Raw genomic sequence first — 13881 nt, forward strand, 5'->3', positions numbered from 1 at the left:
TGGAGCTCATCAGCGCTCGTGCTTTGCTCGAATGAACGGAACCCATGTGTTTAATACACGACTAACTTCCGCAGAGCTGAACGGTTTACTGATAAAATCCTGCATGCCGCATCTCAGACAGGCTTCACGGTCGTTCGCCCCTGCAAAAGCGGTGATGGCAGCAATGACCGGGATTTCAGGATGGGTTTGCCTAATTCTGCTGGTCGCTTCAATCCCATCCATAACGGGCATCTGGATGTCCATAAACAGAAGGTCGTATGATTCCCTTTCCAATGCTTCCACCGCTTCTGCACCGTTCTCCACGATATCACATACACCGCCGAGCTTCCGAAGCATTTCCTCCAGCAAATGACTGTTTAATGACTGATCCTCAACTATAAGTATTTTAATGCCCGCTGCCAGACTTGTTCGATCCAGCTTCAGGTCGTGATCAGCCACCTTTTCAATCCGATCCGTGGACTCATCTTGCCATCGTTCAAGTAACAAAGTGAAATGGAACTCTGCTCCCTCACCTGTCTCACTCTGTACACCAATGGCACCGCCCATCAGTTCCACCAGCTTCTTACTGATGGCCAGCCCGAGGCCCGTGCCTCCATATTTGCGATTGATAGCCGGATCAAGCTGAGAGAAGGACTGGAACAGTTGATGCTGCTTGTTGAACGGAATGCCAATCCCGGTATCTTTGACTGAAACTGACAAGAGAAGGTGATTCTCATCGTAAAATTCCGCTGGCTTAACGTTCGCGTGAACCTGAATGCTTCCCTTCTCCGTGAATTTGACGGCATTGCCTACCAGATTAATTAAAATCTGACGAATCCGTGTTTCATCGCCTCTTACGCGTTCGGGAATCTGTTCGGACATTTCACAGTATAGTTCAATATTTTTTTCGGAAGCTCTAAGCGCGAATAGTTCCATGACCCCGCCAAGAAGGGCTTTGATATCAACTGGCTGGCGTTCGAGATCCATTTTACCTGCTTCAATCTTGCTGAAATCCAAAATTTCATTCAGAATATGCAGCAGTGATTCACCACTGTCGATGATAATATTGGCAAATCCGTTCTGCTCCTCATCCAGCTCTGTTTCTTTTAACAGATGAGCCATGCCCATAATCCCATTCAATGGTGTACGAAGCTCATGACTCATAATCGCCAGGAACTCTGACTTGGCCCGGTCCGCATGCTCTGCCACTTCCTTGGCACGAATGATGTCCTTCACCGATGTCATATCGCGAAAAACGAGTACAGCCCCACGATTGTCTCCCTGATCCATAATCGGTTTCAGTTGGAACTCCGCCAGAAAGCTGGAGCCATCCTGCTTCCAAAAGACTGACTCTGATCGCGGCAGGCTTCGGCCTTCGCGTACCGCTTGGAGAATCGGATTACCATTGGACGGATAAGGAATACCCTCACTTTGCATTTGTAACATAATCTCTTCAAGTGGTTTTCCATTCATTTCAGACGGACAAAAATCCATCATCTCCGTTGCAATCGGATTGGCAAATATCAGGTTTCCGTTCTGATCCAGGCCAATAACTCCCTCAGACATGGCATTGAGAATCAACGCCCGTTCGTTACTGAGATTTTCAATCTCCTCTACATACCTTTTGGACTCCGTAATATCACTGGTTATCCCATAGACGCCAACAACACGATTTTCGAGCAAAATCGGTACATTAATTACACTCGTTTCAATGCGCTGCCCGTCTTTGTGAATCAGCCCTACTTCATAGCGCTGTGCGGTTCCTTTTACAGTCTCTTCAAAGTGATACCTCGTCTTATCCAGGTCAACCGGATCAATGAGATGATCAAAGGGTCTGCTAAGCAGCTCCTCCCTGGTATGGCCTGTCAATTGCTCCTGTCCTGCGTTGGCCTTAATCAAGTTTCCGTCCAAATCTAATGAAGCAACGCCTAGAGGGTTGCAGTCAAACAATGACTGGTATTCCTGAAGACTTAATTGCTGCTGCTTGCTCGCTGTAATATCACGGGTAACAGCGATTATTTCCTGCAGATTTCCCTGCTTGTCATATAGATACTGAGAGATGGTATCCGCCCATACAACCGAACCATCCTTATGCAGGAGCCGATAGCTAATTCGATCAGGGGCAAGACCCTGGATTTGAGCAGCCACGTAAGCCTCGACCAGAGCCACATCGTTGGGGTGAATGCAGAACAGGCCAGATTGACCAATAACTTCTTCCGGATCATATCCCAACATGCTTGTGCTGGCTGGAGATACGTACTTGAACGTTCGTTCCGGATCGGCATGGTGTATGGCAATCAGGTCAAGCGAGGATTCGGCCAATAATCTTGAGATTCGGCTGCTCTCCTCCAACTGCTCACGCTGTATAATCAGTCGATTCTCCGCGTCCTTCTGCTTTGAAATATCCGCTGCCTGCACAAGCAAATAAAGCGGCTCACCGCTCGCTTCGTCCCTGACGATACAGGCTCTTACCGTCACCCACAGAAGAGAATCATCCTTGCGCTTAAGCCGTAGCTCGGTTTCATACATCAGACTTAATCCGTTGGTCATATCCCAGAAGTGGGATCTAAATTCCCCCATTTCCACGTCTTCCTCATAAATCATATGTACGAGAGGGGCGTTAATCAATTCATCTTCACTGAATCCCAGCATCTCGCAAAACGCCGGATTAAGCTGGAGCCAACGTCCGTTCACATGCGAGGCAACAGCAATGCCGATCGGTGCATGTGTGTATAACTGTTCGAACAGAGAGCGATTCTCTGCAATTAGATTCGACACCGCATATCCTCCTTTATTAGGAATCTGAATATATTCCGTATGAACAGATCGACCTGAACATAACTTCATCTATAAGAGATGTACCCCAAATGTAATGATTTATAAACGAGTTGAACAAAAAATCCAGGCCATAATCGACATTCTTATCGTGTGTTCATGCTGTCTGCACCTGCAGACATACAAAACCGCACAACTGGCGTCATATACTACAGAATAACGCGTGCATCCCCGTTTGTACAAGGCTGAACATCCCAATGATACTGGAGGTTATGAATATGATTATTGTTGCGAATCAACCGATTGAGCTGGTGCGTTCGGATTGGTCTGCTTTTGCATGGCACTGGTTACAGCAACTACAGAACAGTCCCACAGTATACACCTATCAATCCATGGATCATCTTCACTTTGAATGGACGCTGCGGGAGTCTCTGGTTGATGCAGCCGAAGCACTGGATCGTAGTGGTGTCAGCTTCGCCTCATTCGAGAAATCCAGGTGTAACCCGGCCTATTGGAATCGAAATGCTCAAGGAGGCTTTGAGCTAAGGGGTGAGGTGACGCCTGCGCAGGGAATCCGGGACATTTGGAAGAATGGTCATTTGTATGCCTTTGAATGCGCAACAGCGACTGTAATTGTTCTGTATGGCGGTGTATTGAACAGCATTCGGGAAGATGATTTCAATTCCCTGTTTCGCAACCTGCTGCTCTATGACTGGCACTATGACAGCGATCTGCGATTAACGGAAAAGAACGGAAGTAACTCTGCGCTTCCTGGAGATGTATTGTACTTCAAAAATCCGGACGTTTCCCCTGAAACACCAGAGTGGCAGGGAGAGAATACCATTATGCTGCGTGAAAATTCATATTATGGACATGGAATCGGGATTGCAAGCGGGGAAGAAATCATTCGTTCATTGAACCAAAATCGTATTCCTGGAAGTACAGTATCAGCCTATTTAATGGATACGGTCATTTATCCAGACTTTTTATATCTGTCCCGATATGCCAAGAATGGTAACAACGGAAATTCACAGACAGCCTCGTCTACCCCGGTCCTGCCGGGACAGTTGTATGTGCGCATTGGCGGCAGCCGTTACTTGCGAACCTAACATAGCTTGAAGTGTATTGGTCATTAGAAGTTCGTTCAGCAGGGTTTAACGACATTCCATGCTGAAAACCCCGTGAAGCAGCAGTTCCACTGTTGCTTCACGGGGTTTTTGGAGCATTTGGGACAGCCAATTCATTAACGACTGGATAGCCCCACCGTTCCATTGTTATTTAGCTAATTTCATTCATCGTTATTATCCAATGGGGTCCAATTGCACAACGACCTGTTTGCCGCTTACCTGAACCCCCGTTGTTTTACTGCCATACTCAGCCAGAGATTTGCACAGCTGTTCTGCCCATTCCTTGCCTGCTGTTCCTTCCTTGGCTCCATGCACTTGGATGACGAACTTCACCGAGTCACCCTTCGTCAGGATGCGCTCTGCCTGAGATTGCTTGGTTTCCCGGTCGTGGTCTTCCATCTGCAGGGTCAGCCGAATCTCCTTCACTTTGCGTTTGTCGGGTGATTTCGCAGCTTTCTTCTTCTCTTGCTGCTTTTCCTGTCTCGCTGCTCCAGCACCAATCAGTTTGCATGGCGGCGGGCTTATCATTAGAGACGTACAGATCAGATCCACTTTGTACTGCTTCGCAAGTGCGAGCGCATCACGGGTAGACATGATGCCCAGATCCTCACCGTTCAGGCCGGTCAGTTGGACCTCAGTCGCTTTAATCTTTTCATTTTTGATCATGGTACATCCTCCTCTACAACAAAAGCCTGTCCTGACCTATGACAGATCAAGAGCAGGCTTGGATGTTGTGAACTGAATATTCATCGTATATCTGGACGTAATGGTTATACGTCGGTTTTGTGCGTCTTGTTCGTCTTACAACGAGTTGAAAGCTTCGGTCAGAACCGGTACAATTTGCGACTTGCGGGATACTACGCCTTTGAGCACCGCTCTGCTATCCGACAATGTTACATTGTATGCTTTCTCTACAGCTTGAGTGGAAGCACCATATGCCAATGCAACAGAATCGTTGTTCAGGATGTCTGTTACGACAAATACGAACAGGTCTAGACCTTTGCTGGAAATAATCGCTTCAATCGCTGCTTCAAGCTCAGGTTGCTTCACAAGCACATCATTCACGTCAACCGCGTTCACTTGTGCAATTTCCACTTTAGCTTGACCCATTACGAATTCTTTGGCATCCAGGGAAATCAGTTCAGCAATCGTTTTCTGGCTCAGATCCGCGCCCGCTTTCAGCATATCCAGACCATAGCTGTCTGCATCCACACCAGCAATGGCAGCCAGTTCACTTGCAGCTGCTACATCCTGCTCTGTGCATGTTGGGGATTTGAACAACAGGGAATCCGAAATAATCGCGGACAGCATCAGACCAGCAATCGGTGCGCTGATTTCCACGCCGTTTTCTTTGTACAATTTATTCAAAATGGTTGCTGTACAACCTACAGGTTCTGCACGGAAATACAAAGGCTGGCTTGTCTCAAAGTTAGCGATCCGATGGTGGTCGATAACTTCAACAACCGTCACTTCCTCAATATCGCTGACACTTTGTTGACGTTCGTTGTGGTCAACCAGGATGACCTTGTTTACTTCATTGGCTGCTGTTTTAATCAGACGTGGCGCTGCCACTTTGAATTGGTCCAATGCAAATTGAGTTTCGCCGTTAACTTCGCCGAGTCGAACAGCCTCAACGTCTTGACCCAATTTTGTTTTCAAGTCTGCATAGGCAATGGCCGAGCAGATCGTATCCGTATCGGGATTTTTGTGACCGAAGATTAATGCTTTTTCCATATTAATAGCCCTCCGTCAATTCTGATTTAGATGAATAAAATGTAATGTTTCAATCATACCCTTACTGATTATAGCGTTAATAAGGCTTAATTCCAATCCCTTTACAGCGAATTAATTACAAAATCATGTCAAGGTCTTGCCTTTATACTCACAGTGAGCACAAATTCTGTTCCGCCCTTTCGATAGCTTCAGTTAGGCTTATGTACGGATTATCATTTCGAAAACGAATGCACAACTCTGCCGTCCCCCCAGCTTCGATCCATTGCCGGTATGTAAACCAATCCACATTCTCCAGAAAGTAAAAAGTCAGAGCTTCAACAGGATTTGATTTATACTTTTGTTTAAAATGCTTTATTTGAAATTCGCCGCGTGGATTAAATCTCGGGACCCTGACGGGTCTCTCCTCTTTTCACAAAAAAGACCTGCACACTTCCGTCTTCACTGATCTCCAGCAAGTTCAATCTAGCACCATAAGCACATCCACCATCAATGCCAATCTTGTCCCCGCTGGGGTCAAACCAGACACCTGGCTCAGTATGCAAATTTTTGACTGGCGTATGACCGAATACCACCGTCTCCTTGAGCGAGGTTGGTCTTGAATAGAATGGCTCCCGAATCCAAATGAAGTCACGCTCTGACTGGGTCCGCCAATCCTCCACCTCCGGATTAATTCCGGCATGTACAAAGATATAACCAGGAATTTCGTATACAAGGGGAAGCTGTTCCAAAAAACGAAGATGATGCTCATAGTGTGTACGCAGCCTATGCTTGGCTTCAGTATAAGCATCCCAGTCCAACTGCTCATGATCCAAAGAAACCTCGACATAGCTAGCCAGCGTCTGTAAACCGCCATTACGAATCCAGTGTTTGTCATACTCCTCGACATCATGGTTCAGCGCCTTGACCATCATCGCATCATGATTTCCTTTGATCGTAATAATGTCGTACTTCTCATGCATCTGCATGATCTGTTCCACGACCTCTTTGCTCTTCGGCCCGCGGTCCACATAATCACCCAACAAAATCAGCTCGTCCTGCTCTGGATCGTATTCTGCAAGCTCAAGCAGCGTATTGAATTCGTCGTAACAGCCATGAATATCACTAATGACACATCTGCGAATATGAATCTCTCCTCTCCCTGATCACGCAAGAGTATAACCGGAACCTTGTAAGACAAGGCTCCAGCTAGTTCAGAATACTAATTCCCGTTCAGTACCAATTAATCCTGCTTTAAACCAAAGGCTTCCGCTATCAGACTGAATGAACGCAATCGATCCTTGAAGGAATGAATCGCTGACGCAATAATAACCTCATCCGCTTCATAGCGTTCAGCCATTGCCGTAATTTTGTCCTTCACCTGATCCGGTGTACCCACGATGGAAAAAGAACGACGTTGACGGATCTGTTCCATCTCCATGGCCGTAAATGGATAGTTATTCACCGTTTCCAGGGATGGGAATGAGTTCTGCTCCAGACCCCGCCCAAGCCGCAAGAAGAATAACTCATTGCTGCGAGCCAGTTCAGCGGCCGTTTCCTCAGTCTCCGCGCAGAATGCCGACACCGCAATCATGGAATGGGGTTGGTCATTCAGGATGGAAGGCTTGAAATGTCTGCGATAATGCTTCATTGCTTCCTCCCCACCCGGCGTTCCGAAAAATTGGGCAAACGCATAAGCGGTCCCTTGTGCCGCAGCAATTCGCGCACCTTCGGAACTGGAGCCGAGCAGCCACACTTCGGGAACAGTGGGTACGGATGGTCCAGCTACTAGGGAAGCAAATCGATGATCCTCCGGCAGCTGTTCATGAAAATACCCACCCAGATCGGCAATTTGCTGCGGGAAGAATTGTACATTCGATGACTTTCCTTCATTCAGGGCTCTGCTTGCAATAGGCATTCCCCCTGGTGCTCTGCCAATTCCAAGGTCGATTCGGCCGGGGTGCAGCGCTTCCAGCAAACGAAAATTCTCGGCGACTTTATATGCACTGTAATGAGGCAGCATCACGCCCCCTGAACCTACCCGAATTCGATCTGTATGTGCTGCAACGTGCGCAATCATAACTTCCGGACTGGAAAATGACAGTGCCCCGCTGCCGTGATGCTCCGACATCCAGAAGCGGGAGAAGCCCAGCTCATCTGCATGCTTGGCAAGAGTTACGGTTTCCTGAAGGGTATCCTGTACCGTCCGTCCTTCATTAATATGTCCATGTTCTAGTACACTAAGTTTCATCTATATTCATTCCTTTCGTTATCTGCGTTAATGGCTGCAGCTTCCATTGTAACATTATTAATTACAGTTTCAAAGAACATCTCCTTTTCATTACACGTTTAGGATGTACAATGAATAAACAAATAACGCCACCAGCTCCTGAGCCAGTGACGTTATGGTGTTTCATACATAAAAAATTTAATTACGGTGCACGTTTGGGCAGCAGCTTCACATACTCGTCAGATAGCTTCATCAAGCTGAGCACGTGTTCATAATCCGAACGGTACGGCTCCAAATCCGTGACGGGTTCATACGTTTTTAACGAGTAGGCTGTTCCATCATCAAAGCCCGCACCCGGAATAAACATAATGTCATTATTCACAAATGAACCTGTCGGCAAGTAATACCGGATACCGAACGCATTGTGGTCCATGTTAAGTAGATCGTGACCAAAGGCTGTAAATTTCTCTTCCTTCAAGGAAACTCCCATCAGGTTCAACACCGTTGGCATGATATCCAACTGACCGCCAGGCTGTTCAATGACTTGCCCTTTTGCCTGTTTTGGCGTATGGATCAAGAGCGGGATGTTGAAACGACTTACTTTACCGTCATATGGCACGCCCAGATTGGTCTGGATCTGCTGTGTAATCTCATCGTTTGCTGGCAAACCGAAATGGTCCCCGTATATCACAAGTGTTGTGTTATCCCATAATCCGTTCGCCTTGAGGTCATTGATCAACTGACCTACCGCATAGTCCGTATAATTGATCGCTTGCAAGTAATCGTGCAGCAACGTATTGGTGATTGTGGCCGGGATGGTAATTCTAGCTCGGTCCGCAGGAACCGTAAACGGCGAGTGGCTGGATGCTGTAATGAACTGCGCATAGAATGGCTGATTAGCAGCCTGATGTGCATTCATTTTTTCCATACCTACACGATATAGCTCCTCATCCGATGGTCCAAAATCATTAAACTTATCATTCTCGAAGCTGGGCTTGTCGAAGTACCGATTGAATCCAAGTGCCGGATACATTTTGTTTCGGTTCCAGAAGGTGACGTCATTGACGTGGAACGTCTCCGACTCATATCCTTCTTTACCAAGCAGTTTTGGCAGACTTGGCAGATCACGGTCACTATACCCTGCTGACATGGGTACAACCCCGGTTGGATAGATGGAAGTGTTCGACATAAACTCGGCATCCGATGTATTTCCCTGTCCGATCTGCTGGAAAAAATGAGAGAAATAATAGCTTTCTTTAGCCAGATCATTCAGAACCGGGGTTAATACCTGACCGTCCAGGGAAGCATTGATCGGGAAATTTTGAAATGACTCCAGTTGGAGGACAATCAGATTACTTCCCTTGGCCTGACCAAAATATTTGGCTTTAATCGCCGTGCCCTGACTGGACTTCTCCTGGTACGGATACTTGCTAACCAGTTGATTAATCTTGTCGATCGTCTCATTAATGTTGCCATTCGCAATGGCTTCATTCTCTTTGCTCGTCAGTATCGCTGATGACACCTGATAATTCAGGAAACCGAGGTTTTCGGCACGAACCAGCTCATTATCAATCGTTTCCCCTTTAACAATGAAACTGCCTGACAGCGTGATGCAGAACGCAGCGGTCAGGGCTACTCCCAACTTGCCCCAATACCGTCTCCGGCTTCTGCCGAAATGGAGTCCACTGTCGCGATAGCTGCTATTACGGCCTGAGGTACGACGACTGCGGAGGATAAACCATACCGGTACAGCCAGTACGATGTCCACAAAAAATAGGAAGTGCTCAGGTCGTACCAAAGGTCCGATACTTCCTCTCACCTGAGCAACCTGGCCGATCTCGCTCAGTGCCGTATATGTGGGAACCGAACTGAAATGTACGTTATAGAGTGTCGCCGCGAATAATACCAGCGAGAACAACACATTGAAGCCTCCGTACACTGCACGCTTCCAGCCTTTTGGCACGATCAGATCGAGGATACATACCACGGTCAGGGCCCCCAATGCGTCAGTAACGAAACCGATGCCAGAAAGTCCATGGAAAAAGAAATACCGCAAAAGCGACAACTTCAGCAGCATAAGAATAAATAACACGATAAATAAGGTCCGTGATGAGGTCCGCTCATTTTTGGAATTAAACATGGTCGCTTTCAACCCTTATCTGAAATTTTTACGTTCATTTTACAAAACGCATATTTCAGTATAACAGTTTTATGGTTTGTATTCCATGAGGGGATATAGAAAGCTTAAGCTATCGTCGATATATCTACGTCCTGCCTGTTTTCGTTGTGATTCTGCTTCTCGGCAAGGAGTGCCGCCTGTGCAGCAGCGATACGGGCAAGCGGCACCTGTTCTGGCAGACAGCTCACATAATCCAGACCAATATGGTGGCAAAAAGCAATGGAAGCCGGATCGGCTGCATTCTCACCACAAATGCCTGCTTTCAGATGCGGTTTCCGAATTCGGCCCTGAACGAGAGCCATCTCTACTAGTTGCCCCACCCCGTCGATGTCCAATACCTGAAATGGATTGCTGGGCATTGAACGTTGCTGCTCGGCAAAATGAAGGAATGACTTCTCCGTATTGTGACGGCTGTAACCGAACGTCATCTGTGTCAGGTCATCGGTGCCAAACGAGAAGAAGTCCGCATGTCGGGCAATATGTGCTGCGGTCAGTGCCGCTCGTGGAACTTCTATTCGCGCGCCTACTCTGTAGAGACAGTGACGCTTCTCCTCTCCAAGCACCTGATCCGCTACATGATCCACCAGCTCTCTCATATCCTGAAGTTCATTGGCATGCCCCACCAAAGGAATCATAATTTCGGGCCGCACCCACAGCCCTTGGCGGATACCCTTCACCGCTGCACGAAAGATTGCTTCAAGCTGCATATCGTAGATTTCCGGGAACACGGTTCCCAGTCGACAGTCCTGCTGTCCTAGCAACGGATATTGTTCATGCAATTCCAGCACCCTGCGGATGACACGATCAAGCTCCTGCACTTCGGTGTTATTTTCCTCTAATTTGCTGAGAGCCAAATGCTCACGTCGTTCGTTTAACCTTTCAATATCAGGCAGCAGCTCATGCAGCGGTGGATCGAGCAATCGAATGGTTACCGGATAACCATCCATCACTTCGAAGAGTTGTTCAAAATCAGCCTGCTGCATCGGCAGCAGACGTTCCAGTCCGCGTTTGCGCTCAGCTTCACTGTCTGCCAGAATCATTTTCTGTACAAAAGGAAATCTCGAAGCAGACAATAACAATTGTTCTGTTCGACACAAGCCAATGCCCTCAGCCCCTAACGCGCGGGCCTTCATGGCGTCCTTGGGATGATCCACATTCGATAGTATTGTAAGTGCCTTCATTTCATCAGCCCATTCGAGCAGAAGCTGCAGCTCTGGTAATAAAGTTGAAGATGTTTTCAGCATTTCCGTCACATGCCATGGCTGGATACGTAATATTGCATCCTCCTTAGTAATAATCCCTCCATCCACGAGATCTACAGTACTCCTCAGCGCAGCCTTCGAGGTTAGCCTCGCTTCACTGATTCCCACCAGATACAGCGCCCCTGAATCCACAGCGAACTGGATCTCCTGTACCTCATTCGTGCGGGACTCCAGATAACCGCAAGCATCCTGCAGAAGTGCATACAGTTCGGGCTCTTCTCTCCGCAACTCATCCAGTCCTTCATTAAAACCTTCGGATGCAGCAGATGAAACGTAATCCCCTGTCATGCCTCGTTCCCCGGTACCCGGATGACGGGAATATACCGTGCCGATCCCGCTGTGGTCACCACGCTCGCCATTGACCATCATCTGTATAAGAACAGCTGCTCCTTGAGTTTCATCCGAGAAATGAGAGGATTTCCGAAGAAGCTCTTGTTGGGAATTGGGCCGTAAAACACGATGTGCATCAGAGATTACCCGCATCGCTTCTTTTAACTGTAACTGTACATCCTGAGGGAAAGGATGATACCCTCTCTCTTCTATTAAACGTTTATATTCCGCGATGGCGAATTCCAGCTTCGCTTCATCGAGTATCGAGATGTCTTCCAATTTTTCTTCAAAAAGGGCATACGGAATGTCGTGTACCAGCTGACCATAATCCTGCAAAAAAATCCGATAACAATTCAGGGCATACGGACGATCATTGGTTTGCCTTGCGAGCCCCTCCACCGTCATATCATTCAGTCCTACATGAAGCAAAGCATGAGAAGCTGTATTACGGGAACACGTTTCACTTGACCGGACGGCAAGCAGCAGCGGTGCTAAGGAATCGCCGAAGAATTTGCCGGATTGCTGCTCAAGATGCTGAATTGCGCTGCCAATCTCTTGGGCTCCTTCAGCTGAAAGAGGTGCACGACGGGTACAGAACGCGCGACAGCCTTCCTCTGTTACAATGAACCCGGCCGGAATGGGCCAACCTGCCTGGAGCATCGCTGCAAGTCCAGCCCCTTTACTGCCCATCAGCCCTTTCATCTCTGCCGTACCTTCTTCCAATAGAACTACCCGTTTCGTCATTACAGCGCTCCCATCTGCCAATACTTGGCTGTGCTTAAAAGGAAATTCGGTCGCTCGAATTATCCTTTATCTAATGGTATGTCGCAATACGGCAGTCAAGGACATTTGCTTCCTCTTTTTGTGCCTGAATTGAAGTTGTATGGCGGGTGCTCATATATGGTAATATAAAGCTTGACTCAATCTAAAAAGCTTCACCCAAAGATATACCTGCTTCACCCATGATTCAACTACGTTTATAAGGAGTGTAAATCAATGTTTACTCAAGTCGGGCAAATTATGTTGTATGTAAACGATCAGGACAAGGCTCTTCAATTTTGGACGGAAAAAGCAGGTTTCCATGTTGTTAATGAAGTCAATGGAAATGGCATGCGCTGGATCGAGATTGCTCCTGTGAAGGATGCTCAGACTACCATTATCCTCCACGACAAGGAATTCGTTGCCAAAATGTCCCCTGAATTAAACCTTGGCACACCATCTCTTATGCTTTTCACAGATAACCTGGATCAACTTTACACTCACTTATCCAATAAACAAGTTACGGTTGGCGAGATTGTAACGATGCCTGGCGGAAGAGTATTCAACTTTGCAGATGATGAAAACAATTACTTTGCGGTTATGGAGAAAAACTAAATCTCCTGGCTCAAAGAGAGTATCACACCAAAAAGCCCGTTCAGTAGTGAACAGGCTTTTTTTCTATATATTTTACTCCATTGCAAACCTACCTGCATCCAGTTTTATGCTAATTTATAAAAATCATCTAATTTATTGCATATTCACTTTTATTGGTTATGCAGCACCACATATTACCCGTTTCTAACGTTAAAGATTTGAGTTAAATTACATACTATAGCGTTTTAAAGGAGGCTTCGATATGTGCGGAAGATTCACGATTACAGATCCAATCGAAGAAATTATGGACAGGTACTATGCTTCTATTGCTGAAGGATTTGAGTACAAACCTAATTACAACGCTGCGCCTATGCAATTCATCCCGACAATTATCGGTAGCAAAGACGGTAATCGATTGGGGTCGCTCCGATGGGGTCTAGTTCCTAATTGGGCCAAGGATGAAAAAATAGGCAATAAGATGATTAACGCCCGTGCAGAAACACTCACAGAGAAACCAGCCTTTAAACGCCTGATCAGTTCCAAGCGTTGTATTATCCCATGCTCGGGATTTTATGAATGGAAAAAGGATGGATCCGTAAAGCAACCCATGCGGATTTTAATGAAAGATGACTCCATCTTCTCGCTTGCTGGCCTATATGATACTTGGATTGATCCAGAAGGTAAAAAGCTTTCAACTTGCACTATCATTACTACTGAACCTAACCGTCTTATGGCGGACATCCACGATCGTATGCCAGTCATTCTCCGGCCGCAAGATGAAGCGGATTGGCTAAACAAGGAATCGGACAAGGAAAGCGTTCTGAGGCTTCTCAGCCCGTATGAAGCCGATGAAATGATAGCATACAAGGTGGATTCTGCAGTAGGTAATGTGCGAAATAATAACGAGGAATTGATCAAAGAGGTCAGTTAAGAATA

At 46.9% G+C, this 13881-nt stretch carries 10 protein-coding genes; 3 read left to right on the plus strand and 7 right to left on the minus strand.

What is annotated here, in order from left to right; translation table 11 throughout:
- Nucleotides 1-9: 9 nt before the first annotated feature.
- On the minus strand, nt 10-2757 hold the full coding sequence (locus Q0V21_RS11580) for a PAS domain S-box protein (RefSeq protein WP_301878994.1): 2748 nt from the start codon (nt 2755-2757) through the stop codon (nt 10-12).
- Between the two features lie 275 nt (nt 2758-3032).
- On the opposite strand from Q0V21_RS11580, the gene Q0V21_RS11585 reads away from it, so the two are divergent.
- Nucleotides 3033-3863 (plus strand): protein-glutamine gamma-glutamyltransferase, encoded by an 831-nt coding sequence (locus tag Q0V21_RS11585; RefSeq protein ID WP_079344188.1) that lies wholly within the window; start codon nt 3033-3035, stop codon nt 3861-3863.
- 192 nt (nt 3864-4055) lie between these two features.
- Here Q0V21_RS11585 and infC read toward each other — a convergent pair whose 3' ends face one another.
- The 6 genes from infC to Q0V21_RS11615 form a co-directional block, all read right to left on the minus strand.
- Nucleotides 4056-4547, minus strand: a complete 492-nt coding sequence (gene infC, locus Q0V21_RS11590; protein ID WP_301878995.1) for a translation initiation factor IF-3 — start codon at nt 4545-4547, stop codon at nt 4056-4058.
- Nucleotides 4548-4682: 135 nt separating this feature from the next.
- Nucleotides 4683-5615 (minus strand): manganese-dependent inorganic pyrophosphatase, encoded by a 933-nt coding sequence (locus Q0V21_RS11595; protein ID WP_301878996.1) that lies wholly within the window; start codon nt 5613-5615, stop codon nt 4683-4685.
- 374 nt (nt 5616-5989) lie between these two features.
- Nucleotides 5990-6742, minus strand: a complete 753-nt coding sequence (locus Q0V21_RS11600; RefSeq protein WP_367620528.1) for a metallophosphoesterase family protein — start codon at nt 6740-6742, stop codon at nt 5990-5992.
- 92 nt (nt 6743-6834) lie between these two features.
- Nucleotides 6835-7842, minus strand: coding sequence for an LLM class flavin-dependent oxidoreductase (locus Q0V21_RS11605; protein ID WP_301878997.1), 1008 nt, complete (start codon nt 7840-7842; stop codon nt 6835-6837).
- A gap of 181 nt (nt 7843-8023) precedes the next feature.
- Nucleotides 8024-9961 (minus strand): LTA synthase family protein, encoded by a 1938-nt coding sequence (locus tag Q0V21_RS11610; protein ID WP_301878998.1) that lies wholly within the window; start codon nt 9959-9961, stop codon nt 8024-8026.
- A gap of 104 nt (nt 9962-10065) precedes the next feature.
- Entirely contained in the window at nt 10066-12336 is a 2271-nt protein-coding gene (locus Q0V21_RS11615) for a putative PEP-binding protein (RefSeq protein ID WP_301879000.1), read from the minus strand.
- Nucleotides 12337-12588: 252 nt separating this feature from the next.
- On the opposite strand from Q0V21_RS11615, the gene Q0V21_RS11620 reads away from it, so the two are divergent.
- Both Q0V21_RS11620 and Q0V21_RS11625 read left to right on the plus strand, forming a co-directional pair.
- Nucleotides 12589-12966 (plus strand): VOC family protein, encoded by a 378-nt coding sequence (locus Q0V21_RS11620; RefSeq protein WP_024631833.1) that lies wholly within the window; start codon nt 12589-12591, stop codon nt 12964-12966.
- Nucleotides 12967-13207: 241 nt separating this feature from the next.
- Entirely contained in the window at nt 13208-13876 is a 669-nt protein-coding gene (locus tag Q0V21_RS11625; RefSeq protein WP_301879002.1) for an SOS response-associated peptidase, read from the plus strand.
- The last annotated feature ends 5 nt before the right edge of the window (nt 13877-13881 follow it).

The organism is Paenibacillus sp. 11B, from assembly GCF_030487755.1.
In the GTDB taxonomy this organism is placed as follows: domain Bacteria; phylum Bacillota; class Bacilli; order Paenibacillales; family Paenibacillaceae; genus Paenibacillus; species Paenibacillus vandeheii.